Origin of the sequence: Vibrio sp. 10N (assembly GCF_036245475.1) — a bacterium.
In the GTDB taxonomy this organism is placed as follows: Bacteria; Pseudomonadota; Gammaproteobacteria; order Enterobacterales; family Vibrionaceae; genus Vibrio.
Genome location: NZ_BTPM01000001.1, coordinates 1,742,117 through 1,768,870 on the forward strand (window position 1 = coordinate 1,742,117; position 26,754 = coordinate 1,768,870).

The 26,754-nt window shown below is 44.6% G+C and carries 24 protein-coding genes; 19 read left to right on the forward strand and 5 right to left on the reverse strand.

Annotated features, from left to right (window positions below):
* Positions 1-607 precede the first annotated feature (607 nt).
* From AAA946_RS08015 to AAA946_RS08035, 5 genes are read left to right on the forward strand one after another with little or no spacing between them, the layout of a single operon-like run.
* Positions 608-1,954 carry an HlyD family type I secretion periplasmic adaptor subunit gene (locus AAA946_RS08015; RefSeq protein WP_338164383.1) on the forward strand — a complete coding sequence of 449 codons (1,347 nt, stop codon included), beginning with the start codon at positions 608-610 and terminating at the stop codon, positions 1,952-1,954.
* 3 nt (positions 1,955-1,957) lie between these two features.
* Positions 1,958-4,192 carry an ATP-binding response regulator gene (locus tag AAA946_RS08020; protein WP_338164384.1) on the forward strand — a complete coding sequence of 745 codons (2,235 nt, stop codon included), beginning with the start codon at positions 1,958-1,960 and terminating at the stop codon, positions 4,190-4,192.
* On the forward strand, positions 4,167-5,546 hold the full coding sequence (locus AAA946_RS08025) for a TolC family protein (protein ID WP_338164385.1): 1,380 nt from the start codon (positions 4,167-4,169) through the stop codon (positions 5,544-5,546). Before AAA946_RS08020 ends, AAA946_RS08025 begins: the two co-directional genes overlap by 26 nt.
* Before the next feature lie 49 nt (positions 5,547-5,595).
* Entirely contained in the window at positions 5,596-7,230 is a 1,635-nt protein-coding gene (locus AAA946_RS08030) for an ATP-binding cassette domain-containing protein (protein WP_338164386.1), read from the forward strand.
* Positions 7,227-9,371 (forward strand): ATP-binding cassette domain-containing protein, encoded by a 2,145-nt coding sequence (locus AAA946_RS08035; protein ID WP_338164387.1) that lies wholly within the window; start codon positions 7,227-7,229, stop codon positions 9,369-9,371. Before AAA946_RS08030 ends, AAA946_RS08035 begins: the two co-directional genes overlap by 4 nt.
* Positions 9,372-9,392: 21 nt before the next feature.
* Here AAA946_RS08035 and AAA946_RS08040 read toward each other — a convergent pair whose 3' ends face one another.
* Complete coding sequence (locus tag AAA946_RS08040; RefSeq protein WP_338164388.1) at positions 9,393-9,749, reverse strand: hypothetical protein; 357 nt, start codon at positions 9,747-9,749, stop codon at positions 9,393-9,395.
* Positions 9,750-10,008: 259 nt separating this feature from the next.
* Between AAA946_RS08040 and ccoN the strand changes: the two genes are divergently transcribed.
* The 10 genes from ccoN to uspE all read left to right on the forward strand — a co-directional run bounded on the left by ccoN (position 10,009) and on the right by uspE (position 18,982).
* Positions 10,009-11,436, forward strand: a complete 1,428-nt coding sequence (gene ccoN / locus AAA946_RS08045; protein WP_338164389.1) for a cytochrome-c oxidase, cbb3-type subunit I — start codon at positions 10,009-10,011, stop codon at positions 11,434-11,436.
* A gap of 11 nt (positions 11,437-11,447) precedes the next feature.
* Positions 11,448-12,068, forward strand: a complete 621-nt coding sequence (gene ccoO, locus AAA946_RS08050; protein WP_103879746.1) for a cytochrome-c oxidase, cbb3-type subunit II — start codon at positions 11,448-11,450, stop codon at positions 12,066-12,068.
* Between the two features lie 10 nt (positions 12,069-12,078).
* Complete coding sequence (locus AAA946_RS08055) at positions 12,079-12,252, forward strand: cbb3-type cytochrome oxidase subunit 3 (protein WP_338164390.1); 174 nt, start codon at positions 12,079-12,081, stop codon at positions 12,250-12,252.
* A complete protein-coding gene (gene ccoP, locus AAA946_RS08060; protein WP_338164391.1) occupies positions 12,252-13,226 on the forward strand; it encodes a cytochrome-c oxidase, cbb3-type subunit III in 975 nt (324 codons plus the stop codon). Before AAA946_RS08055 ends, ccoP begins: the two co-directional genes overlap by 1 nt.
* 89 nt (positions 13,227-13,315) lie before the next feature.
* Positions 13,316-13,795 (forward strand): FixH family protein, encoded by a 480-nt coding sequence (locus AAA946_RS08065; RefSeq protein ID WP_338164392.1) that lies wholly within the window; start codon positions 13,316-13,318, stop codon positions 13,793-13,795.
* Positions 13,796-13,798: 3 nt separating this feature from the next.
* A complete protein-coding gene (locus AAA946_RS08070; protein ID WP_338164393.1) occupies positions 13,799-16,168 on the forward strand; it encodes a heavy metal translocating P-type ATPase in 2,370 nt (789 codons plus the stop codon).
* A gap of 1 nt (position 16,169) precedes the next feature.
* Positions 16,170-16,376: a cbb3-type cytochrome oxidase assembly protein CcoS gene (gene ccoS, locus AAA946_RS08075; RefSeq protein WP_338164394.1), complete on the forward strand. Its 207-nt coding sequence runs from the start codon at positions 16,170-16,172 to the stop codon at positions 16,374-16,376.
* Positions 16,366-17,040: a sulfite exporter TauE/SafE family protein gene (locus AAA946_RS08080; protein WP_338164395.1), complete on the forward strand. Its 675-nt coding sequence runs from the start codon at positions 16,366-16,368 to the stop codon at positions 17,038-17,040. Before ccoS ends, AAA946_RS08080 begins: the two co-directional genes overlap by 11 nt.
* Positions 17,041-17,131: 91 nt before the next feature.
* A complete protein-coding gene (locus AAA946_RS08085) occupies positions 17,132-17,878 on the forward strand; it encodes an FNR family transcription factor (protein WP_112460197.1) in 747 nt (248 codons plus the stop codon).
* Between the two features lie 156 nt (positions 17,879-18,034).
* A complete protein-coding gene (gene uspE / locus AAA946_RS08090; RefSeq protein ID WP_338164396.1) occupies positions 18,035-18,982 on the forward strand; it encodes a universal stress protein UspE in 948 nt (315 codons plus the stop codon).
* Between the two features lie 67 nt (positions 18,983-19,049).
* On the opposite strand, the gene ttcA is transcribed toward uspE, so the two are convergent.
* The 4 genes from ttcA to AAA946_RS08110 all read right to left on the reverse strand — a co-directional run bounded on the left by ttcA (position 19,050) and on the right by AAA946_RS08110 (position 22,414).
* Positions 19,050-19,943 (reverse strand): tRNA 2-thiocytidine(32) synthetase TtcA, encoded by an 894-nt coding sequence (gene ttcA / locus AAA946_RS08095; RefSeq protein ID WP_112479370.1) that lies wholly within the window; start codon positions 19,941-19,943, stop codon positions 19,050-19,052.
* 152 nt (positions 19,944-20,095) lie between these two features.
* A complete protein-coding gene (locus AAA946_RS08100; RefSeq protein WP_338164397.1) occupies positions 20,096-20,752 on the reverse strand; it encodes a DUF2987 domain-containing protein in 657 nt (218 codons plus the stop codon).
* Between the two features lie 17 nt (positions 20,753-20,769).
* Positions 20,770-21,564, reverse strand: coding sequence for a glucosaminidase domain-containing protein (locus tag AAA946_RS08105; protein WP_338164398.1), 795 nt, complete (start codon positions 21,562-21,564; stop codon positions 20,770-20,772).
* Entirely contained in the window at positions 21,557-22,414 is an 858-nt protein-coding gene (locus tag AAA946_RS08110; RefSeq protein WP_338164399.1) for a hypothetical protein, read from the reverse strand. The genes AAA946_RS08105 and AAA946_RS08110 overlap by 8 nt, the downstream gene beginning before the upstream one ends.
* A 296-nt stretch (positions 22,415-22,710) precedes the next feature.
* Here AAA946_RS08110 and potA point away from each other — a divergent pair, with 296 nt between their 5' ends.
* The 4 genes from potA to AAA946_RS08130 all read left to right on the forward strand — a co-directional run bounded on the left by potA (position 22,711) and on the right by AAA946_RS08130 (position 26,596).
* On the forward strand, positions 22,711-23,856 hold the full coding sequence (gene potA, locus AAA946_RS08115; protein WP_338165803.1) for a spermidine/putrescine ABC transporter ATP-binding protein PotA: 1,146 nt from the start codon (positions 22,711-22,713) through the stop codon (positions 23,854-23,856).
* A complete protein-coding gene (potB, locus tag AAA946_RS08120; RefSeq protein WP_338164400.1) occupies positions 23,840-24,697 on the forward strand; it encodes a spermidine/putrescine ABC transporter permease PotB in 858 nt (285 codons plus the stop codon). Before potA ends, potB begins: the two co-directional genes overlap by 17 nt.
* Complete coding sequence (gene potC / locus AAA946_RS08125) at positions 24,697-25,467, forward strand: spermidine/putrescine ABC transporter permease PotC (protein ID WP_112460191.1); 771 nt, start codon at positions 24,697-24,699, stop codon at positions 25,465-25,467. The genes potB and potC overlap by 1 nt, the downstream gene beginning before the upstream one ends.
* A gap of 94 nt (positions 25,468-25,561) precedes the next feature.
* Complete coding sequence (locus AAA946_RS08130) at positions 25,562-26,596, forward strand: extracellular solute-binding protein (protein WP_338164401.1); 1,035 nt, start codon at positions 25,562-25,564, stop codon at positions 26,594-26,596.
* Positions 26,597-26,754 lie beyond the last annotated feature (158 nt).

Here is a 26,754-nt window from a genome sequence, read left to right on the forward strand (position 1 = left end):
CACCAGATTGAGCGCCTTCGGACGAAGCTGCATCACTATCTACAGGCTGAGCCGATTGGGCACCACCAGTATCATCGCCTTCACTGGATGTACCGGCACCGCTGGGATCATCTTCCATTGCTTGGTTAGCGTCATCAGCAGCATCGGCTGCATCAGCGCCCGTTGCTATGGTTGTCGCTATCGTGTTTTGTTGGTTCTGTTGAGCCTGTTGCTGCTCCGTACCATCATTACCGGTTTCTACTTGTTCGACCGCATCATTGAGGGGGTTGTTTTCGTTGTTGTCAGCCATGTTGCCTCCGTCGCGTTGTCAGCTTTTAAAATCAGACACTTCCTAGAACGCAGTAAAGGACAACAAACACGAAAGACAAGGCGATTTTCACCAAAAAATAGCAAAAAGTTTAGATGACAGAATAGAAAATAATGCGGAACGAAAATAATAATCGACACAACTATGCACAAACTACAGATTAACAAGGAATTTTTTTTGAAAAATGACCATTAATATACTTAGCTATTAGTTGTAGTGATATTTGTGCAATCTAAACCTAAGACGCTGTTATCACGTATATTTAATACTATAGTTTAGGTTGTTGTCTGGGAGGCGGTTGTGAGTAAAAGTAACATCGAGCATCACATTAGAAATGCCTTGATTCAAAATACGGATAAATCCGAGTCTGATTACGTTGAAGCAGTTGAAATAAAGAGTGCAATGACAACCGTTCACAAAACCCTTCTTTTGACTTTCTTTATCATTCTGATTCTGCTTGGCATTGCGTCTCAAGCTCGTATCGATATTGTCGTTTCATCAAGGGGTGAGCTTTTACTCGAATCAGATATAGAGAAAGTTCAGCATCTTGAAGGAGGAATACTCGATTCAATGCTCGTCAAACCAGGGGACATTGTTTATGAGGGTCAGCCAATCGCTCGGCTCAGAGCCATTGAGAGAAACTCACAGCTTTCGACAATGAATGCTGAGATAGCGCAGCTTGAACTCGATAGGCTCCGTTACTTGGGTTTAATCGCTCAGAAAGAACCCGACTATACACCCTATTCCGACTTTCCGGATCTCGTGCGGGTGAATCAGGATACATGGCGTAAAGAGAACGCTAAAAATGTCTCTGCGGAAGCATTGATCAAACATGATATCGAACACAAAGATCGCCTCATTGCGTCGATGAAGAAAAGGCGCGTCAGTTCTCTTAACCAGCTTAAGTTAATTCGTAAACAGCTTGAAATTAAGCAAACGCTGTACAACGAAGAAATGGCCTCTTATGTAGATGTTCTAAATATGCAGGTTCAAGAGTCTAATATGGTAAGGGAAATCGAAAACCTCGATGAATCTCTCATGAATGAAGATTTTCAGCTGCTAAGGTTAGAAAAGCAGCTTAACGATCTGATTGTAAATAGGAACGCGGAGTATCAAGCACAAATAATTCAAGCCAATAAAGATCTCGATATTAAACGAATACAGCAACCTCAGCATACGGATAAGGTGAATCGTCTTGTTGTTTATTCTCCCGTTGATGGCGTTGTTGATAAGGTGCATTTTAATTTTCGCTCCGCGGTGGTGCCTCCAGGCGAAAGTATTGCCGATATTGCACCGTTAAATAATACCTTACACGGTGAAGCGAAGATCCCTCGTAAAGAGATGGGTTTTGTTGAAGTTGGACAGGAAGTAAAACTGAAGTTCGATACCTACAATTTTGCCAAGTACGGCTTTATGCCTGGCAAAATTTCCTCGATCAGTCGCTCCTCTTATGAGGAGGAAGAAACGGAGTACTATTTAGCGAAAATTACGATTGAGCATGATTTTCTTGAACGTTCCGGGACTAAGTACAGTCTCTCACCATTTATGGAGTTTACGGCAGATATAAAAACCGGTGATAGACGCGTCATAGAGTACGCGGCAAAACCCGTTATGTCGGCTATTGAAGATGCATTTGACGAGCGTTAAACCATGAAGCCGCGGTATAAAGTATACAGCTTCCCAGTGATCAAATTAGGCATAGTAGTTTTACTATGCCTTTCGGCTATTGGTCTCTGGTTTGCTTATCAATACTACACAGCCGCTCCTAAAGAAAGTGCCTTCACTACTCCGCTTATTGCTCAAACTGAGAAGCTGAACACAGCACTTGAATCTACAATTATTACCTTAGATGTGTGTCTTCAAAATGGTGAGTGTAATGACGTTAGCCAACACGCTAAGTCATTAATGAATCAAATGGCGGCCTTCAAAGCGCTCGCCGCATTAGACAAAAAGCAAGTCAGTTTAGTTGGTGCTGTGGAATACAGTAACGTGCAGCTGGCGATCAATCGATACTTCGCAACAGACTCACCTCAGAGTGAAGACTACTATCTACTACGTACAACCCTCAGCAACAACTATGTAGAGATCCGCAACCGATTTGACGATCTGTTCTTTGTTGAACACAAACAAGTTGTTGAGGATATTCGCTCTTCTGTAAACATTATTGTTGTCATTTTTCCTATGCTGGCCATTATTGCCATTGCTGTCGTTCTTGGAGGCTGGAATAGACTGAAGAAAACGGTTCGTGATCGCCGTTCTGTGAATCAGAGTTTTGAGTCTCTCGCTGAGCGCTTGGATGGACTAGACTCATCAAAAATTGAAGAGATCCTTAGTACGACAGAGATTGACCCCATTGAGCGTAGCATTTATTCCAAGTTGAGATTGCTCCACGAAAAGGTGGATAAGCAGCAGCAAGATGCCGACTTAAATCAACAGCTCTACGGGCTTATCGGTTATGAAATTCGCGGGATAACCAATACCATAAAGGGCGGTATTCATTATCTTGTACAAGATGCAGATGAGAACACAGCGGTTCTCGCTCAGGATATTACTTCTGCAGCCAATACCCTCTCTGAACTTGCTGAAAACTACAATCGACTGCTCTCTCAAGGGCGAGACAAAAGCAGTAGCGCGTTTTCTTTTTTAGATGTGGTCTCTGAGCTGACTATCCACATGAAGTCAAAACTCCAGCGTGAGAACCTAACACTCGAGTGTGCATTCATCGGAAGTGTGCCTGCTATGGTGCTTGGTCATCAAACCAGCCTGTTTTGGATGCTTTTCCTAAAGCTATCAAACGCTTTACAAATTCAAACCGAAAGAAACGTGTTATTTAAAGTAGAGACTGGTAATGGTCTCGATGTCGATCGCTCAAGAGTTACATTGTCACTTACTTTTCTTACCAACACGAACGTTAAAATGGCTAAAGTTGATTCCCTGCATTGGTCTGAACGTGCCGACTCTATGGGAAGCAATGATGAATGGACAAAATCAATCCTTGGGAATGTGGGTCATTTTAGTTCTAAATGGTTTGAATCTGGTAAACAGCGACGCTTCCAAGTAGAAGTGGATCTTGAGGCTCAAAGCTACTTCGCCCCTAACTCAAGTGCATTAGAAGGTAAGAATCTTATCGTTTGTAGCTCTGGCATGTTGTCGCTGGAGATATTGACCAATGTGCTCACTATGAATGGTGCCAAGTTTACCGTCTGCGAAGATCCCAATGAGCTGTTCCGTCTAAACCCAGCAGAAGAGAAAGTAGACGGCGTCATCATCACAGATGCCATTGAAGGTATCCAAATCGCGCCTTTCAGTAAAACGCTGAGCAAACGTTTAAAACCTACCGGCACTAAGCTGTTTTTGATGTCGAGCACCTCCGAACTGGCTCAAATCACTCATGAGTTCGTCGACAAAGTCTTTTTCAGTCCTATCTTGCCGCACGAATTTATTCCTCATTTGCGTGAAGCATTGGAAGCGGAATCGGTTGAGGAGACCTTAGAGAATAGCTCATTCTTAATTGTTGAAGATGACAAGGTACAACAGTTCCTGCTCAAGCGTATTTTGATGAAACAAGAATACAACGCCGATACCGTGGGTGATGGTTCAGAAGCGGTCGAATGGGTTAAGAAACAGCGCGCCGACATCATCTTTATGGACTGTATTATGCCGGGTATGGGCGGCATACAGGCTACTCGCCTAATACGTGAACACGAAAAAGAAAACGATATTACCATTCCTTCGACGATCATCGGTGCAACCGCATTGACCAGTGTCGCAGAACACAAAGCGTGTATCGAAGCCGGTATGGATTACGTAATCAGCAAGCCTTACAAAAGCGATGAAATTCTCAAGGTGATCAAAAAATATGTGGCCTATCAGAAGATTAGTTAGTTGTGCTTTTATCGTTGTTAGCTTTCCTTCTCAAGCATTAACCTTGCTGGAGGCGGTACAGATTGGTTTGAACAACAATGTATCGCTTATCGCGAGTCGCAAAGGTGTTGAAGAAAATGCCTACAACATCGATGTAAGCCGATCTAAATTTCTCCCTACCATTTCAGCCAATGCGACGAGTACTTGGAGTGGAAACCGCACCGTTCTCAGTAATGCCGATGACACCACGAATAGCTACAATGATCATGGCTACAGTGTCTCTCTTAGTCAAAGTTTGTTTAATCTTGCAGATATCTACAAGTACGGAACGGCAAAACTGGACTTCAACATTGAAGAAATTAAAAACGAAAACAAAACTCAGGAGATCATTCAAGGGATTGCCATTCAGTACTTCGAATACTTGAAAAACGGCGCTCAAACTCGCGCTACTAAAGCTGAGTTAGATTCATCACTCGCGAGACTCAAACAAATGCAACGTAATGTGGAGCTTGGTAATGTTGCTGCGAGTGAGCTTTATGAGGTGGTGGCTCAAAAAGAAGGGATAGCCAATCGCTTGAGAACCCTCGGTAAGGACAAAGATGTGATTCTCAATACACTGGAGTTACTTACACAATACCCAGTCATTCCAACTCAAGATATCGAGCGTAGCCTGATATTGTCAGAAATTACGTTTGAGCGAGGCGGCGATCTACTTGAGCAGGCGATGCAGTACAACAACGACATCATTGTCTCTGAAAAAACACTAGAGCGAAGCTTTAGAACACTCAAAGAAACGGGATCAAATTTTGCGCCAAGCCTATCTGCAAGTGCCAGTTATCGTCATGACGACACCAACAATTTCGACCCAATTACCACACCCGGTGCGACCGGGATTAGCGACTCTAAGTCTCTTGGGCTTACCTTAACTGTTCCAATTACGACCGGTGGCTCGGACTACTATGCTTATAAGAAGAATGAAAAAACCATTGAGCGCAATGAGCTGCTGCTTCTCGATACGCGTAACACGGTCAAAAATGACCTAGAAACCTCGATTCTCAACATCAACGATCTCTCTCAATCGATTTTCACCTTCGAAAATATTATTCGCGCCAATTATTCTTCCTACAATGGAATTAAGAGGGCTTACGATTTGGGTACGCGCACCCTCACTGACTTACTGGCTGCAGAGAGCAAGTTGTTTAGTGCTATTCGAGATTATGAGAGCGCAAAATACGATTATGTTATTGAGTCTATTCGACTTGATAAAACAGTGGGTAATTTGTCCCCGCTGAGCATAGAAAAAATCATGGCCTTAATGGTCAACGAATCCAGCATACGTGATATGGACGTAATACCTGAGCATTTAAAAAACTGAAAATTATAAGCACTTTTCTTTCAACAGCGAGCAGCAACAGGACGGGTCGATGAGTAGTGAGCATTTCTCCCAACGAATCACATTTGCCGATACGGTGTATCTCACCTTTTCGACCATCATGTCGACTCTATTTGCTTTGGTCTTACCCTTTTCAATCTTGATTATCTTCGACCGTGTGCTGCCCAACCAAGCTAAAGATACCCTCTCTCTACTATTCGCCATTATCCTTGTTGCTATCTATCTTGATTACCTGCTCAAAAAACAAGAAGAAGTGATTACGTCGACGCTGATGAAGGACTTTGAAACCGATTTGACCAACCGTGTGTTTAAGTCGGTGTGTTTAGCTGAAATAAACAAGTTTAATCAACTCGAACCTGGTCAGTACTTAGAGCGTATCTCTACCATTCCTGAAATCAAAAGCTTCTTTGGAGGAGAAACCGTTCGAGCGGTCATCAACGCTGTGGTGAGTGTGATAACCATCATTATTATTGGCCTTATTAATGTGGGTGCGGGTCTAACGCTGGTCGTGGCTTCAATCATTCTTTATGTCGCCGCGCTACGTATTTCCAGTAAAAAGATTGTGACGCTCGAGGAAAAATCAGAGATCGAAGGTCTTACTAATTCCAAAATCATCGAGATTGTTTCAAGTCCTCTCGACAACAAAAGCCGCACTATGGAATATCGATTAGAAAGCTTAATGACCGATATGGTTAAGGAGCGAGAACGCAAAAATATCGAGTATGAAAACCTAGAGTCTGAATTTAACCTTGTTCTAGCACTCATTCAGCAGCTATCTATTGCCTGCGTTGTCGTGCTGCTTGCAACATCGGTTATTAATTTGTCTGCAAGCCAAGGCGTTATGGCTGCCATCATTATGCTGACTAACCGATATTTTGCACCGTACCAACAGGTTATGCGTACGATCGGTCGCTGGAAGCTTAACAAGCTGCACATTGAGAAAGTGTCTGAGTTATTAGAATTGGAATACAAGCAGCAACGTGATATTGCGCTGGTTGAAACTCAGGATGAATCACTCCCCGCTCCAATTGATCAAGATATCGGTAATCTCATTGAAGTAAAACTCTCCACGGGACAACGAATCGAGTTCGCATTGGGTAGACCCACGGTTATTCGAGGACTCTCTGGCAGTGGCAAGAGCCACATCACTCGTTGTCTCACTCGAGATGTTGAATGTGAAAAATCAGAAATCTACATTAACCATAAACCGCTTCATGATGTTCACTATCACACCTGGCGTGAGGCCGTACACAGAATCGATGGAAACAGTACTTTCGTAGAAGGAACCATTATCGATAACCTAACCTGTTTCAGGCCCATCCTGAACAGCGCTGCGTTTACTATTTGCAAGAACCTTGGCATCAAACATGAGATCGATGCGCTTACCGACGGGTTCTACACTCAACTTACCGGACACAAAAACGCGCCTGTTTCGAGGCAAGTTCAATACGCTCTCTTAATTGTGAGGGCGATGCTAAGCCAAAAAAAATTACTGGTGCTAGACGACATCGACGCTGTTTTTGACAACGCGTTTGGCGAACGAGTGGTTTCAACACTTATACCCAAAGCAAACCAGCAATTCCTAATTATTGTCAGTAACAAGCTCGACAGCAGAAAGTATGGGCTCAAATCGATTCGTTTAACCGGTGAAGAGGTGGCTGCATGAGTATTCTTGTCGACTTCAACAACATCGGACAACGACTCTCCGACTTTGAGTCCGAGCAGTTTCAGGAGCGCTACCAAGGCTCCCCTTTACTCCGGGGACTGGCCTATACGCTTATCGCTATGGAATGGGAAGGAACGCCTGAACTCCTATCCGATGCCTTTATGCCAGGGGAATCAGATTCCGACGGTTTTGAGGCGACGTTAACAAGACTAGGTTATCAATGCCGCACTACTAAATATGAAAAAGCCGAGCTTGCCCAAACAGAGGGGTTACATTTACCGTGCTTTATCGAGCTAGATAAGCTCGAAGCAATACTTCTGTCCGTGCGCGATGGCGTGGCTACGTTATTTGATTACAAGAACAATAATAGTGTCACGGTGACATTGGTTAATGCCACATACTCAATAACCGTTATCTCTGAGTATTCTAAGCTGTTTCGAGAACCGCCACCGGAGTCACAAGACAAATCTAATTGGATCAAGTACGCGTTCTATCGCTATAACGATGAGTTTAAAAGCCTGATTTTTCTCTCTCTAGTTATCAATATCTTTGGTGCTTTGCAGCCATTCTTTATCATGAGCGTTTATAACTTCGCTCTCGCTTCTAGTTCTGTTTCTACCTTGTATTGGCTAACCCTGTTTGCTGTCTTTTTAGGATTTGCTGAATATGCCGTTAAAAAGGTTAGGATGAATATTCTCGCCACTTCTGGGCAAGATTTGGCCGTGCACATCTCTCGCAATGTGATAGCAAAGTTATTGTGGTTGCCCTACTCAATGACGTCTTCTGCTGGAGTATCTTCTCAGTTGGCGCGTTTAAAAGATATCGATCAGTTCAGAAAGCTCGTCACAGCCGAAGCGACACTGAGTTACTTCGACATGCCGTTTATCGTTATCTTCATTTTAGCGGTGACCATTCTCTCAGGATACGCGGCGCTTACGGTCTTAGCCGGCATCTTCTTAATGATCGTATTCTGTATTTATTCGCGCTATATCTATTCTCAAGCAACGGCCAACAGCTCTAGAGCGAATGCCATGGTCTCCTATCAATGGAACGAACTACTTCGCGGTATCAATACCATTCAGGGACTGCCTCTTCTTCGCGTTATTCAATCGCGATTTAATGCATCACACGAACAGAGCTCGAATGACGCTGCACACGTTGCAATGACCAACAGTAAAATTCAAGCGATTGGTGGCGGCTTAATTCAGGCAATCGGTACGGCTTCGATTGTTACCGCCGTGATAACGGTGATGGATGGCAACTCTGATGCCGGCGCTATGTTAGCGACGGTTATTTTGGTTTGGAAAGCACTTGGTCCCATCATGGGCATATATAACTCCATTACCAAGTTTCAAACCATTAAATCTTCAGCCGCTCAGATCAACGCATTAATGTCACTTAACGACGACAAGACATCGCTAGAGAAAAGTCCACCTATTCGTAAGTTCGTTGGTGAAGTGGTGGGTAGTGGCATCACACATCGATACCAGGGTGCTCAAACAGGGCTCACTAATTTAGGTTTTAAGCTCATGCCCGGAAGTAAAACCGCCATTTCAGGCCCTGCTGGGAGTGGAAAGACTACACTTCTGATGATCATTGCCGGCCTTGAAGAGCGTTATCAAGGTGCGGTCTATATCGATGGCTACAATATCAAACAGTTCAACAACTATCGCTACAGAAAGGCGATTAACTTCATTCCGTTTGATATGCACCTTTTTGAGGGTTCTATTCGGTCGAACTATGTTCTGCATAATGGCGTGATTTCCGAAGTACAGATGTACTATACCTTTAACCTTCTCGAGCTTTCTAAATGGTTTAGAGATGGTCTGGATAGTCACTTAAATACCGATGTATTGAAGAACCTCCCTAGCGGTGTCATTCAAAAACTGAAAATAGCGATTGGCCTTGGCGATATGTCCCAGAACTTATTCATTATTGATGAACCGTTTGTAGGATGTGAGGCAGAGCACGCGGGGTATTTGAATCAGCTCTTCACTGGCGCGTTAAAAGATAAAACGGTGGTATACACGACGATGGATCCTGCGCTCATCACTAGCTCTACACATTGCCTATTGCTTGAACCTGACGGCAATCAAAAGTACTTCGGTCTGCCAGATAAAGTAATGAACGCTATGGGGTGATATCGTAGGCACTTTCCGAAACTAACGGATAACAACTTGTCTTGATTCGCCTGATGACGACGTTACTGTGATGTTCACCGGCGCTTCAACCCCATCAACTGTCGATTGTTTAACCGATTTCATTAACACATCATCCATATTCTGAACTTTAAATGTTAAAAGTTCCGATTTTGTGACGTTCAGCACCTTTGTCGAAGATTGATACAAAAATGTGATGTTTTCCTCTCCCACTTTCAACTCACATTGTTCGTTAACTGAACAATCTACCGTATTGGTCACATCGTGCGTCATCGTACGGTAACTAAATGCGGCAATTAGCACCGACATCATGATGATTATTTGTACAAGCCTTGCTTTTGTTAGCTTCTGTGCTGCCATTGTGACGAGTTCTCCGTGTAACAAACTTCAAAGTTTTGAAATAAATGGTCATAAACCAGACCAAGTGTAAGGTTACTACCCTGTTCTTGATTTGTTAATTGAAGTATTATTGTCGCTTGAAAATGCTACTTTTTGTTAAATCCGGCAAGAGAAGTAACGTTTTGATTCAACGTTAGTTCTTTTGATGGGTTGGGTAGCATTACGACATGTGTCGTGTTGGAAGTAAAGTGTAGTTAATTAGAAAATTGGAAGCATGTTAATGAGCCAAGAAAAGCAGCTTGAACAAGTCTACAACTATACCGTCGTACGCCAGTTCACATTAGTGACGATTTTATGGGGTATTGTTGGTATGGCAGTAGGTGTTTTGATTGCCGCTCAATTAGTTTGGCCACAGCTCAACTTTGATACGCCGTGGTTGACGTACAGTCGTTTACGTCCTTTGCATACTAATGCGGTAATCTTTGCGTTTGGTACCAGTGCTCTGTTTGCAACGTCTTATTATGTTGTGCAGCGTACCTGTCAAACGAGATTATTTGGAGGCCCTCTTGTCGCATTCACCTTTTGGGGATGGCAAGCAATTATATTAGCCGCTGCAATTACTCTACCTTTGGGTTTCACCTCAGGTAAAGAATACGCAGAATTAGAATGGCCAATCGATATCGCTATTGCAGTGGTATGGGTGTCTTACGCTATTGTGTTCTTCGGAACGCTCATCAAGCGTAAAACGTCACATATCTATGTAGCGAACTGGTTCTTTGGTGCATTCATCATCACCGTTGCGGTACTTCACATTGTGAACAGTATGGCAATTCCTGTTTCGATGGGTAAATCTTACTCCGTCTACTCAGGTGCCGTCGATGCGATGGTTCAATGGTGGTACGGCCACAACGCGGTAGGATTCCTTCTTACAGCCGGTTTCTTGGGTATGATGTACTACTTCGTACCAAAGCAAGCTGAACGTCCTGTTTACTCTTACCGTCTATCGATCGTTCACTTCTGGGCGCTTGTCTCTCTGTATATTTGGGCTGGTCCTCACCACCTACACTATACAGCTCTACCAGACTGGACTCAGTCACTGGGTATGGTGATGTCTTTGGTTCTATTCGCTCCTTCTTGGGGTGGTATGATCAACGGTATCATGACGCTGTCTGGTGCTTGGCATAAGCTGCGCTACGACCCTATTCTTCGTTTCTTGATCGTTTCACTATCGTTCTACGGTATGTCGACGTTCGAAGGCCCGATGATGTCTATTAAGACAGTTAACGCACTGTCTCACTACACAGACTGGACAATTGGTCACGTACACTCAGGTGCACTGGGTTGGGTTGCGATGGTATCTATCGGTTCTGTGTACCACCTAGTACCTCGCCTATTCGGTCAAGAGCGTATGTACTCTGTCGGCCTTATCAACACCCACTTCTGGCTAGCAACTATCGGTACAGTTCTGTACATCGTTGCGATGTGGATTTCAGGTGTAATGCAAGGTCTGATGTGGCGTGCAGTGAACTCGGACGGTACGCTAACCTACAGCTTCGTTGAATCTGTACAAGCGTCTTACCCGTTCTACTTCGTTCGTTTTGTTGGTGGCTTCATCTTCTTAGCGGGTATGTTCTTAATGGCATACAACACGTATAAGACAGTCACTGCCACTAAAGGTAGCTTAAAAGCTGCTCCTCAACCGGCTTAAGGAGATTAAAGATGAGCTCAAACTCTAACAATCGCCATGAAGTCGTTGAACGTAACGTTGGCTTACTGGCTATCTTAATCGTGTTCGCAATCAGTTTGGGTGCACTTGTGGAAATCACACCATTGATTTTCCAAAAGCAAACCACTGAGCCTGTGAAAAATCTTCGTGCGTACAGTGCACTGGAAATGGAAGGTCGCGATATCTACATTCGCGAAGGTTGTAACGTATGTCACAGCCAGATGATCCGTCCTTTCCGTTCAGAAACTGAGCGTTACGGTCACTACTCTGTCGCTGGTGAAAGCGTTTGGGAACACCCATTCCTATGGGGTTCTAAGCGTACTGGCCCAGATCTCGCTCGCGTTGGTGGACGTTACTCTGACGAGTGGCATCGTGTTCACCTAATCGATCCTCGTGAGTTGGTTCCAGAATCAAACATGCCAGGTTTCCCTTGGCTAGAGGAAAACGTACTGGATGGCAAATTGACGCAGAAGAAACTTGAAATCTTCCGCAACCAATTTGGTGTTCCATACACGGACGAGCAAATCGCAAACGCTGCTAAAGACGTAGAAGGTAAAACAGAGATGGATGCCATCATTGCTTATCTTCAATCTTTAGGCCACGCGATGAAATAAGGAGGGGCTTATGGATATCGGTACTATTCACAGTATTTGGACCATAATTTTGTTCGCAAGCTTCATTGGTGTTGTGTGGTGGGCCTTTGGCAAAAGCCGCAAAGCACGCTTCGAAGAAGATGCAAACCTAGTGTTTGCCGACGAACAAAAAGCTACCTCCGAAGAAAAAGGAGTGACTAAGTAATGACTACATTCTGGAGTCTATGGATTATTGTCATCACAGTCGGTACGCTGGTTGGTTGTGCAGCTATCCTATATTGGTGTGTTCGCGACAAAATGGGTGTCGAAGAAGGCGAGGATATGGGGCACGAATACGATGGTATTCGTGAGCTAAACAACCCGCTACCAAAGTGGTGGACTTATTTGTTTGTCGGTACGTTTATCTTTGCCGCTATTTACCTTGCGATGTACCCAGGCTTGGGTAACTACAAAGGTTTACTAGGTTGGCAGAGTTCGGACCAAACAGTACGCTCACTAGAAGAGTCAAAAGCATCCATTGCGGCAGCACAAGAAAACAAAACACTTGTACAGTACGCAAAAGAACTTGATGATGCAGATGCCTACTTCGGTGAAGCATTTAACCGCCTTGCGAAGACTTCGGATGGTGCACTACGCCCTATCCCAGAAATCGCAGCTGACAGTGAAGCTATTAAAGTAGGTCAACGTTTGTTCCTACAAAACTGTTCTCAATGTCACGGTTCGGATGCTCGCGGTCAAACTGGCTTCCCTAACCTAACAGATAATGCATGGCTATACGGCGGCGAGCCAGAGGCTATCGTTACTACTGTTATGCAAGGTCGTATCGGTCAGATGCCAGCGTGGAAAGACGCTCTTGGCGAAGATGGTGTACGTGAAGTCGTAAGCTACACGCTAAGCCTATCAGGCCGTAAAGTGAATGCTCGTGAAGCAGAAGCAGGTAAAGCTCGCTTCGTGGTTTGTGCAGCGTGTCACGGTACTGATGGTAAGGGTAACCCTGCCGTTGGTGCACCAGATCTTACCGACCAAGTATGGTTATTTGGCGATTCTCGCGCGGCTGTAACGGAAACCGTTATGAATGGTCGTTCGGGTGTGATGCCAGCATGGAAAGACATCCTAGGTGAAGAAAAAGTACAGCTAGTATCAGCGTACGTTTGGAGCCTAAGTAATTCCGACAAATAAGTAACATTTCAATAACAGCCCCTTGTAAGGGGCTGTCTTTTCTAGATAAATTATAATTTCTTTCTTAGTCAGCTGTTGAGAACTTTTTTATGGTAAAGCCTTGGTATAAACAATTTTGGCCGTGGTTTCTAATCGCGTTGCCTCTATCTGTCGTGATCGGAACTGGTTATCGAATTTCGCTATTGATGGACAACCAAGTTAACTTAGTTGCCGAGGATTACTATAAAAAAGGAAAAGGGATAAATGTTGATTTAACCAAGATAAACGTTGCGAGAGAGCTTGGGCTCAACGCAGCTGTGTCGTCTTCTGGCGATACGATTTTGATTGCGTTCCAAAAAGGTCAACTACCACACTTCCCTGCTCTTACTGCCACATTTACTCATCGTACGTTGCCTGATCGTGATTTCGAAAAGCTTCTCACTGCAGATGCTAAAGGTATCTACCGACTAACACTTGATCACGATGTTCAAGGTCCATGGTTTGTGGAGCTTCAACCACACGACCAAGCTTGGATGGTTCAAGGCCGAGTCACATTCCCCACTGAAACTGAAGTATTATTGTTAGATTAAATTATGAGTAAGACGTGTTATCACTGCGGTGAAGATGTACCAGCCAACACGAACTTCAACGTAGAAATCTTAGGCGCTGACCGGGAGATGTGTTGTCCCGGCTGCGAAAGTGTGGCTCAAACTATTGTTGATAGTGGCTTAGTCTCCTACTACCAATATCGTACTGCCCCCGCCGAAAAGGCTGACTTAGTTCCTGAACAGTTAAGAACACTCATTCATTATGACAATGAAGATGTTCAGGCCGAGTTTGTGCGAAATCACGAAGACACCAAAGAAGTGACATTGTCACTTGAAGGTGTCTCCTGTGCCGCCTGTGCATGGTTAATCGAAAAGCGCATGTCCGTCGAGCCAGGTGTAATTTCTATTCGCGTTAACACCACGACAAACCGCGCTCTTCTAAAGTGGGATAAAACCGCAACCCAACTCAGCCAATTACTTTCCTCTATCCACACCCTTGGCTACAAAGCTGCACCATTCGAGGCGGACAAGCAAGAAGCCGCTTATCACGCTACAATGAAGCAATACCTCTACCGATTGGGTATTGCTGGCCTTGCGACCATGCAAGTGATGATGCTGGCAGTAGCACTGTATCTCGAAGTCTTTGGTAATCTAGAGCCGGAGTTTAAAAGCTACTTTCGTTGGGTTAGCCTGATTTTCGCAACGCCCGTGCTTCTCTACTCGGCTTTACCGTTCTATATCAATGCTTGGCGAAGCATCAAAGGGCGAACACTTGGTATGGACGTCCCAGTGTCTATCGCTCTGATATTCGCTTATGTGGCGAGTTTGGTCGCGACAGTCACAGAGCAAGGGGAAGTATTCTTCGAGTCTATCTCGATGTTCACTTTCTTCTTGCTGATTGGCCGTTATCTAGAGATGCGCGCGCGAAGAAAAGCGGCCGCCGCAAGCGGGAACCTTCTAAAACTCATTCCAGCCATTGCCAATAAACTCAATGGCGAACAAGTTCCTGTTAAGTCATTGCAAATTGGTGACCAAATCAAGGTGCTACCAGGGGAGCACATTCCAGCGGATGGCGTCGTGCTTAATGGCCGTATTCATATCGATGAATCTATGCTAACAGGTGAATCTCTACCCGTCGTAAAAGGCAAGGACGACTTTGTCTACGCTGGCACGCTTAATGGCGACGAAGCCTTTGACCTAGAAGTTAGGTCAACCAAAGCAGACTCAATGATTTCCAGTATTGTTCGACTGCAAGATGAAGCTCAGTTAAGCAAACCGAAGATTGCCGAAATTGCCGACATCGTCGCGCGTTACTTCGTCGCTATCATACTTGTAATTGCGGCAGGCACTTGGTTCTTCTGGCATCAAACGGAACCTGATGATGCGTTTTGGATCATGTTATCAGTGCTGGTTGCCACCTGCCCTTGCGCGCTATCTTTGGCTACGCCAACCGCAATTACTTGCTCGAGTTCAAGAATGGGGACGTTAGGTATCCTGTCCCGACGCGGACACGTATTCGAAACCTTATGTAAAGTGAACCATCTCGTTGTCGACAAGACGGGTACTCTCACGCACGGTGACATTGAAATAGCTCGTACGCACGCGTTTGGTGATCAATCACAAGAAGATCTCCTTAGCATCGCAGCATCGCTAGAGAGTCACGCCAACCACCCTATCGCTCGCGCGTTCAAACCCTATCTGAACCATTCAGTTATGGTGACAGATGTAGAAAACGTTATCGGCTCAGGTTTGCAAGGCGTCATTGGCGAGAAACTGGTTAAAATTGGCAACGCTCAGTACGTATTAGGACGTGACGATACTGCTCTAAACAGCGTTTATATGTCGATAGATGGTCAGCATGTGGCGACATTCGAGTATCGCGATCCAATTCGTAAAGAAGCGGTGGAGTTCATTAACAAGATGCGTGAAGCTGCTGTGAAAACAACACTACTGACTGGTGACACGCGCTCGAACGCTGAGCCGGTTGCGAAAGAAGTCGGTATTGATGATGTTATCGCCAGCGCGTCACCCAGCGATAAGCTAAATTATCTCAAATCCCTTGATTCTGATGACATCACTATGATGATTGGGGATGGCATTAATGATGCCCCAACGCTTGCCGGTGCGCATCTGTCTATTGCCATGGGTGGTGGCACTGATGTGGCTAAAGCTTCTGCTGATCTTGTTCTACTTGGTGATAGGTTAGATAAAATACTGACCGCTCGCGAGCTCGCGTTAAGAACTCGCAAAATCATCAGAGAGAACTTAGCTTGGTCTTTAGGGTATAATGTTTTGATACTGCCATTAGCAGTTGCAGGCCTCGTCGCGCCTTATATTGCGGTTGTAGGCATGTCGGCAAGCTCGATCATTGTTGTTTCAAACTCACTGCGCTTGCTTAAAGAAGAAGGTAAGTAACATGGAAAGCATCTATATCCTCATTCCCATCGCCATTGTTTTGGTGTGTGTGGCGGTCGCCATCTTCCTATGGGCCGTGAAAAGTGAACAATTTGAAGACCTAGAACGTCAGGGGCACAATATTTTGTTTGACGAGGACACAGAGCAAAAAGCACAGGCAAAACAAACAGGCCACAAGCCTAAACAGGAAGAATCGCGTGAACCTTGACCTAATCGGTGCTTTTACCATCGGCCTTTTAGGCGCCGGCCACTGCATGGGAATGTGCGGTGGCATCGCATCCCTCCTTTCCATTGGACAATCGAATAAAAACCCCACGGGACTTATCATCAATTACAACCTTGGTCGTTTGCTAAGTTACACGTTGATCGGTAGTGTTGTGGGTGGAACGATTGCAGGGATTGCATCGCTTTCCCAGTTCAATCAATCGCTTGCGTTTGTTCGTATCATCGCCGCACTCTTTATGGTGTTACTCGCATTCTATGTGGGTCGATGGTGGAATGGTTTGCTCAAGGTTGAAGCTCTGGGTCAGTCGTTATGGAAGCGTATCTCACCTCTCGCCAATACACTATTGCCACTGAAACACAGTTCTCATGCTATACCGTTTGGTTTCTTATGGGGCTGGTTGCCATGCGGCCTTGTCTACTCGGTATTAACCTGGGCGGCTGTATCTGGAAGTGCTTTAGGCGGCGCAGCCACTATGTTGGCGTTTGGTCTTGGTACCCTCCCCGCTATGTTGCTTGTAGGCACGAGCGCTACAAAATTAAAATCCCTGCAAAATTCACTCATTTTCCGCAACATCGCCGCAGTTTCGATACTCGTTTATGGGCTATACACAGGTTACGAGTCGGTGATGATTTTTAGCGCAAACTAATAGATGATTGTTTTATCATTGATTTTTTAGCTACCCTTTGGGGGTAATGAATGATAAAATCTTGATGTACATCAAATAGTGAAAGGTTGTTATGATTTCTGAAAAGCCTGTAGCAAAACGTGTTCAGTCTGGCGGCTGTGCGATTCATTGCCAAGATTGCAGCATTAGTCAGCTCTGTATCCCCTTTACTCTCAACGAATCTGAGCTTGATCAACTAGACCAAATTATTGAGCGTAAAAAGCCAATCCAAAAAGGCCAAGAGCTATTCAAAGCAGGTGACGAATTAAAGTCTCTTTACGCTATTCGCTCAGGGACAATTAAAAGTTACACCATTACCGAGCAAGGCGATGAGCAGATCACTGCTTTCCACCTAGCTGGCGATCTAGTAGGGTTCGATGCCATTACTGGTGATGAACACCCTAGCTTTGCACAAGCGCTTGAAACTTCAATGGTATGCGAAATTCCTTACGAAATTCTCGATGACCTTTCAGGCAAAATGCCAAAGCTTCGTCAGCAAATTATGCGTTTGATGTCGAATGAAATCAAAGGCGATCAAGAGATGATCCTACTGCTGTCAAAAAAGAACGCTGAAGAGCGTCTTGCCGCTTTCCTATACAACCTATCAACGCGTTTCTCACAACGTGGCTTCAGCCCTCGCGAGTTCCGTCTGACAATGACTCGCGGTGATATCGGTAACTATTTAGGTCTAACTGTCGAAACCATTAGTCGCCTACTTGGCCGCTTCCAAAAAGCGGAAGTGCTAAGTGTTAAAGGCAAATATATCACTATCATCGACCATGATGCGCTGATGGAAATGGCTGGCGTTTCAAAAGAATAAACGTATCTAACTTGACGTTTTTGCAACCTTTCCAAAGTGGCTCTACAATGAGCCACTTCAAATTTTCTTCTCTTCAAAATCCAATTTTTCTAAAAAAATTCATAGATTTGCGCTAAAGTGTTTATAGGTAATGACCCAATTAGGTAGGGAGTATCTATGAGCATCTACAGTAAAATCCTCGTCGTAGCGAATCTCAATAGCGATGAGCAGCCTGCCCTTGCTCGTGCGGTTCAACTTGCTAAGAAGAGCAAATCCAGGAGCCACATCCGTTTCTTCTTATCTATCTACGATTTTTCTTACGACATGACGTCCATGCTGTCACACGAAGAGCGTGATGCAATGCGGCGTGGTGTGATACACCAACGAGAAGAATGGATGAGAAGTGTCGCCAAACCTTTCCTCGATGACAGCTTCGATTTCGACGTTAATGTCATTTGGCATAACAGGCCTTATGTCGCGATCGTGGAGGAAGTCTTTGAGGGGCAGCACGACATTGTCATTAAAGCCACTCGCAAGCACGATATTCTTGAATCAGTTATCTTCACTCCAACGGATTGGCACTTATTGCGCAAGTGTCCGGTGCCAGTATTGTTGGTGAAAAACGCTGACTGGCCAGATAAAGCTAACATTGTTGCGTCGGTCCACGTAGGTTCAGAAAACCCGACTCACATTGATTTAAACGACTGTATGGTCAAGCAGCTGGATAGCTTAACGGAACGTTTGGACGCAACCGGCTATCTTGTTAACGCCTACCCTGTTACTCCAGCAAACATCACTATCGAACTCCCAGAGTTTGACCCTGCAACCTATACTGATGCTGTTCGTGGCCACCACCTAACGGCTATGAAAGCACTACGTCAAAAACATGGTTACGCGGAAGAACAAACTATCGTAGAGCAAGGTCTACCTGAAGACATCATTCCAGATGTAGCTCGCCAGCTTGATGCCGGCATGGTGATTCTAGGTACTACCGGACGTACTGGTTTGTCGGCAGTGTTTATTGGTAACACAGCTGAGCACGTGATTGATAAGATTAATTGTGACGTATTGGCGCTCAAACCCGAGGGGTATATTAGCCCTTTAGACCCGAAGCAGCCAGAATAACGAATACCAATAAATAGATAGGTAGATAGTAAAACGCCCCTCTTAGTGAGGGGCGTTTTTTTAACTCTTAAACGTTAGTAACATCAATAAACATCGACTCATCAATGTTCGTCGACGATACTGTCGCTTCACTGAACTCGTACTCTTCTCTGTTACCTTCACGATCGAGTGGTAGGTTAACAAAGTCAAACAGTTCACGGTCAGCTAACTGACTAGGGCTTACGTTTTGAATAGATTTGAAGATAGCTTCAACACGACCCGGTGTTTTCTTATCCCAATCTATCAACATCGCTTTAATCGATTGACGTTGTAGGTTCTCTTGAGAACCACACAAGTTACAAGGAATAATTGGGAACTCTTTGTGCTCTGCGTATTTGATCAGATCTTTTTCACGGCAGTACGTCAGCGGGCGAATAACCACGTTACGGCCATCGTCTGAACGAAGCTTAGGAGGCATTGCTTTTAAGCGCGAACCATGGAACATGTTCAGGAACATGGTTTCCACAATGTCATCAAGGTGATGACCAAGGGCGATTTTGGTTGCACCAATTTTCTCAGCGAACGAGTACAAGGTACCACGGCGAAGACGAGAGCAAAGACCACAGGTCGTTTTACCTTCAGGAATTTTCTCTTTTACAACTGAATAAGTGTCTTTATCTACGATGTAATAAGGAATGTTCAGCGTTTCAAAGTAATCCGGCAGAATGTGCTCAGGGAAGCCTGGCTGTTTCTGATCAAGGTTAACCGCAACCACATCAAACTTAATCGGTGCCGCTTTTTGTAGATTCAATAGGATATCCAGCATCGCGAATGAATCTTTACCACCACTAATACAAGCCATCACTACATCATTTTCTTCAATCATGTTGTAGTCGATAATTGCATTGCCAACATTTCTTCTAAGTCGCTTTTGAAGTTTGTTGAACTCTAAGGTTTCTTTTCTTGTATCTGTCTGGTTCATCACGTGCTCTCACATTGCCGACAAGGTCGACGATAGGATTTCCTACTGGGAATAATCTGGGGCGTGGATTATACGAGCTTTTTGATAAAGATTAAATGGTTGTTTGACTCCCTTTCGCTTGGGAGTCAAACATATTAGTCAGATGCGGAGGGTTATTTAGCGCCAGGAAGATAAGGAAGGATACGAACTGTCTCACCAGGTAGAGTCATATAACCGCCCTCGCCGATGTCACTCAAACGCACCTGAGCTTTGCCTTTGTCCAATGCGACTGAATCGCCATTCGAATACGAAATTACGCCTTCCATGTCAGGTGCAAATTCAAGCGTAATGCCTTCAACATCCGGTGTGAACCAGCCAGCAAACATACCACCTAAATCTTCTAGCATCACTTGCATTTGCGGGAGTAGTTTTTCAACTTCAGCATAGGTCACTTTGCCAGACATTGGTTCGGTCGTCATGACTACCATAGAGAAGTCACAGCGTCGGTCTTTAGGTGTATGTACAAACACCAAAGGATTCGCTGACTTAAGGTTGTTATCTAGCGGCACAATGAGTTCATTAATTGGACTCGCTGGTAATTCTTCATAATGCTCTTCTTTTTCCATCCAAGCTTTTTCGATAGGACACAAGGTTTTTGAGTCGGCATCGACAAAGAAGAAACCCACTTTGACATCTTCATGGCCTTCTTTCGCGTTATTTTTCATTTGCGAAAACAATTTGGAATAAGTGAACATGTACTCTTGAGCAAGAGTGGGAACCGCAAACGTCGCTGCGGCAAAACCTACAAGGGCTAATTTTACTACTTTCATATCTAATTCTTTGATTATTATTGTCTTGTCCAGAACTCGTCATTATGTCGAATCATGGCTTGCAGGTCTTTGACGTATGCCTCACCTCGCTCCGAATAACGCAATAGTCCGTTGGTAAGTTCAAGTGCTGTCGCTTCGGATAGTAAATCTTCACCCCTATCCCGAATGCCGGCGCGAATGTCTCTTAGGTCTTGATAAGCTCTGTTACGATTCACATTCATGAAATAACCATGAATGGATTGTTGCGGAGAGCTAAACTTAGCGACTTCATGTGACATGCCTTCACTACGTTTGAGCGGAACTAACCCACACCCCTGCGTATAGCACCATTGACCAAAGTAATTGTTGGCTTCATTGGCAAAGCGTGATGTGCCCCATGCAGACTCATTAGCTGCTTGCGTGAGTACTAATGCCTCTGGAAGTACATCCACTCTTTCGAGCATCGCCTCTATCCACTCATAGTCTACGGTCGTCGGCTCTAATGAATACAGTCTCCCCAGTCGCTTGGCTGTTGACTCTTGCTCACTACTAAGAGATTGTTCGTCAAGCGCCTGTTTGATACTTAGTAGTCGTCTCCGTTCTTTCTCAACACGGGCATTTTCAATAACAACCCCCGGTCTCAAATAATCGAAGAAGGTCTGTTTTTTCAGTATGGTGTCTGAAATACTCGCTAAATCCGGCTTCTCGTCAGCGATGGCTGGCAAAATGATCCCTAGGTCTTCATTGTCATCAGAGGACTTTTCAGAAAGGAACAAAAAAGCGCTCCCGGTCAGGAGCGCAGCAAGAGAAATAAATTTATGCGAACTACGCATCAAATACCTCAGGGTTCTTATTTGGCTTGTCTTGATCTTTAGGCGGTGTGCTGTCGTCGTTATCGTTATTATCGTCACTGCGGTCATCTGAACCATTGTCTTCGGTCGCAACAATTTTCAGAGTGATTCCGAACATCTCTCGATACACAATCCCTTTAACATGGAAAAAGAACGGCAGCACGAAGATCAGGCCAATCCCGTAGAACATCGCACCAACGATGAACATAAGCATCAATAGCGTATAAATCCCAGCCAGAACGAATATCTTTTTATTCACAGCACGCAATGACAACAGCAAGGATTGCAGTGGTGGTACTTTTTTCTCACAAATAAGCAGCATTGATTGGCTAAATGCAAGCGACAGGTACATAGACAAGAATGGCAAGATCATGCTAACTAGGCCTTGAAGCATTAAACTGAACATGGTTGCAATAATCACTGGTACAGTGAACTGCAATCCTTTAGCAATATGTCTCGGCTTAGTTGTCAGACCGGCAGCATGGCTCATTGCCATAAGCGAAATGCCCGCATAAACCGGCGCACTTACCACTTCATAGCTAAAGTTAGCGACAAAAATAGCTTGGAAAATGCTTTGGTCTAGTAAGCTTGGATCCTGGAATGCTTGCAGGATAACCGCTGGGTTACCAAGCTGTAACTGCAGAGCGATATAGAAAATACCCACCTGCACAAGAATGAGGGCGACAATAGCTGGCGAGAAAGACAGAAAATGCTTAATGGTTTGCTGCCACGCTTCTTGGAATACAGCCCCGGCCTTGAGGTCATATTTTCCTGATAAAGCGCGCTCAATCGACCCACCTAAATTGAAGTCTCTTTCAAAATCGTTTTTCATATGTTTTCCAAGTGACACTCTATCGAGTTCATTTCTTCGTTGAAAAGGCTGCGACATTATAGCGGTAACGAGATTGTTTTATCACTGTTATCACCTTGCTTTTCAGTCTTTTTGGGTGATAATTAACCAATTGATAAGGCAAAATATTCAACTCGACACGCTCTAAACCTAGTATGGTAAATAATGTTTAGTTTTACCTGCAAAATTTTTTCGTTTCGGGATAAGAAAATGCTTTGATTTCACCCAATTGGTGATTATGATGCGCGCCTTAAATGTGTATAGCAACTGGCCGCTAAATTTTCGGCCGAGGTGGAGAAAAACAGACGTTGAACGCTAAACATTCAGAAGGAACACCAGTCGTACAGCTCGCTGGTGTGAGTAAAAGTTTCGATGGTAAGGAAATCATCGCAAATCTTAACTTAAACGTTAATCATGGTGAATTTCTCACTATTCTGGGCCCTTCGGGTTGCGGTAAGACCACAGTACTTAGAATGATCGCCGGTTTTGAAACCGTCGACAGTGGCAGACTCAACCTCGCTGGCCAAGATGTAACGGAAGTCCCTGCTGAACAGAGGCACGTAAATACTGTTTTCCAGAGCTATGCGCTATTCCCTCATATGACCGTTTTCGAAAACGTGGCATTTGGCTTGCGTATGCAAAAAGTACCAAACGCCGAAATTGAACCTCGTGTTCTTGAAGCATTGAAAATGGTTCGCCTAGAGAAAATGGCTCAGCGTAAACCACATCAACTTTCTGGTGGTCAGCAGCAACGTATTGCGATTGCTCGCGCTGTAGTGAACAAGCCAAAAGTTTTGCTTTTGGACGAGTCCCTGTCTGCACTTGACTACAAACTGCGTAAGCAAATGCAGATCGAGCTTAAGCAGCTTCAGCGCCAACTAGGAATTACCTTTATTTTCGTTACTCACGATCAGGAAGAAGCATTGTCGATGTCGGATCGCATTATCGTTATGCGTGATGGCGTGATCGAGCAAGACGGTTCACCTCGTGAGATCTACGAAGAGCCGAAAAACTTGTTCGTTGCTCGCTTCATTGGTGAGATCAACGTATTTAACGCAACCGCGATTGATCGCATTGACGACAAACGTATCAATGCGGAAATCGAAGGCCAGAAGAGCATTGTTTACTACGACAAAGCGTTTGAATCTGGCGAAAAGCTTCAAGTATTGCTTCGCCCAGAAGATTTGCGTATCGAAGAGATCAAAGAGTCAGAAAATAAAGGCATCGTTGGTCACGTAGCAGAACGCACCTATAAAGGTATGACGCTAGATTCCGTCGTAGAACTTGAGTCTGGTATGCGTGTAATGGTAAGCGAATTCTTTAACGAAGACGATCCAGATGTCGACCACTCGCTAGGTCAAAAGGTTGCCGTTACTTGGGTTGAAAGCTGGGAAGTGGTGCTAAAAGATGAGCAAGAAGTTTAATCTACAGAACGCCATTATCACTCTGATTGTCGGCTGGTTAGTACTATTCGTACTGATCCCAAATGTGATGATCATTGGTACTAGCTTCCTAACTCGAGACGAAGCTAACCTGATTGAAATGACGTTCACACTCGAGAACTACGTACGACTACTCGACCCTCTATACGCTAAGGTCTTGTTCCACTCGTTCTACATGGCGATCGTGGCAACCTTTATCTGTTTGGTGGTTGGCTACCCATTCGCGTATATCGTAGCGAAGATGCCAGAAAAATGGCGTCCATTTATGCTGTTTTTGGTGATAGTGCCGTTTTGGACTAACTCGCTAATCCGTACCTATGGTTTGAAGATTGTCCTAGGTACCCAAGGTATCTTAAATAAGAGTTTAATCGCCTTGGACATTATCGATAAGCCTTTACGCATTATGTACACCGAGACAGCAGTAATGATCGGTCTGGTTTATATTTTGTTGCCATTCATGATTCTGCCTCTCTACTCTGCGATTGAGAAATTGGACGGTACATACATCGAGGCTGCGCGCGATCTTGGTGCTAACAAATGGCAAACGCTAACGAGAGTTATTTTGCCATTGACCATGCCGGGTATCATCGGTGGCTGTCTGCTTGTACTGCTGCCTGCATTAGGTATGTTCTACATCGCTGACCTGCTAGGCGGAGCGAAGAACCTTCTGATTGGTAACGTGATTAAGAGTCAAATATTGAATGCTCGTGACTGGCCGTTTGGCGCAGCGACGAGTATCGCCCTCACCGCTGCAATGGCAGTGATGTTGTATGCCTACTACCGTGCAGGCAAGCTCTTAAACCGTAAAGTGGAGCTCGAATAATGGGACGCGCTGTAAGATTTAGTTTTATGACGGTAGTGTACGCGTTCTTGTATCTACCGATCATTGTTTTGATCGCTAACTCATTCAATGCCAACAAATTTGGCATGAAATGGGGTGGCTTTACGACCAAGTGGTATGACGCCCTGGTTAATAACGACAGCTTGATGCAAGCCGCTTGGCATTCGCTCAATGTCGCTGTTTTTTCGGCAACCGCTGCAACCATTATTGGTAGTTTAACCGCGGTTGCACTGTTCCGTTACCAATTTAAAGGTAAAGGCGCAGTGAGTGGACTACTCTTTATTGTAATGATGTCACCAGACATTGTGATGGCAATTTCGCTGTTAGCCATTTTCTTAGTACTTGGTGCGCAACTCGGTTTCTTTAGTTTGCTGATTGCACACATTACATTCTGTTTGCCTTTCGTGGTTGTGACTGTGTATAGCCGCCTGAAAGGCTTCGATGTAAAAATGCTTGAAGCTGCAAAGGATCTTGGCGCAGGTGAATGGACTATTCTTAAGCAAATCATCTTGCCACTGGCTAAACCGGCAGTCGCTGCAGGTTGGTTATTGTCATTCACTCTCTCACTCGATGATGTGATTGTGAGCTCGTTTGTGACAGGCCCGACGTACGAGATTTTGCCTCTAAAGATTTATTCAATGGTTAAAGTCGGCATTTCACCTGAGGTGAACGCCCTTGCAACCATTATGCTAATCGTCTCTCTTATCTTGGTTGTGACCTCACAGCTTCTGGCAAGAGAAAAGGTTAAGTAAACCGCTATTTTACTACTGGAGCAGAATGGCGTGGTCATTCTGCTCTTTTTTTATCTATGCCATAAAGGCAGCGTTTGTTTTGGAGCTAACGTCAATGAAAAAATGGGCTACTTTTCTAGCTGGTAGTGCATGTGCACTCTCTCTTCTATCTGGAGCAGCTAGTGCAAAAGAAGACAAAGAATTGGTATTTATGAACTGGGGGCCTTACATCAACAGTAACCTCCTAGAGCAATTTACTAAAGAGACTGGCATCAAGGTCATCTACTCAACGTATGAGTCGAACGAAACCTTGTATGCAAAGCTAAAAACGCACAATAAAGGCTATGATCTTGTCGTTCCATCGACCTACTTCGTAGCGAAAATGCGCGATGAAGGTATGCTACAAAAAATCGATAAGTCAAAGCTATCGAACTTTAGCAACCTTGATGCAAACTACCTAGATAAGCCATACGATCCAAACAACGACTACTCTATCCCACACGTAGTGGCGATTACAGGTCTAGCCGTAAACACAGACATGTATGATCCTGAAGAGTTTACAAGCTGGGCGGATTTGTGGAAGCCAGAGCTTGAAGGCCAGCTAATGATGATGGATGACACTCGTGAAGTGTTCCACATCGCGCTACGTAAATTAGGCTACTCTGGTAACACAACAGACAAAGCTCAGATCGACGAAGCTTACGCAGAACTGCAAAAACTCATGCCAAACGTATTGGTGTTCAACTCAGACAACCCTGGTGCACCGTACATGTCTGGTGAAGTGGGCCTAGGTATGCTCTGGAACGGCTCAGCAGCTGCAGCACAAAATGAAGGTCTACCAATTAAGCTTATTTTCCCGAAAGAAGGCGGCATTGGTTGGGTAGATAACTTCGCGATTAGCTCAGGCGCGAAAAACGTTGAAGCAGCACACAAGATGATCGACTTTTTGCTTCGCCCTGAAATCGCAGAGCAAATCTCTCGCGATACGGGTTACCTAACAGCGGTAAAAGCGTCAAACGAGAAGTTTAAAGACAGCCCTGCACTATTCCCGTCTCAAGAAGATTTGGATCGTGTAGAGTGGCAAGATGCGGTTGGTGACAGCACAGTAATTTATGAAGATTACTTCCTAAAATTAAAAGCTGGTCAGTAATTCTAATTTATGTGTATTAAAAAGGTGGCAAATGCCACCTTTTTCTATAACTTAGCGTCTATATCCTTCTAAACGTTTAATTTTTGTAAATTCCGACATAGAGTAATCAATGATTGGCTGATATAATGTTGTGATGCACATCAAATAATGATGGCGTG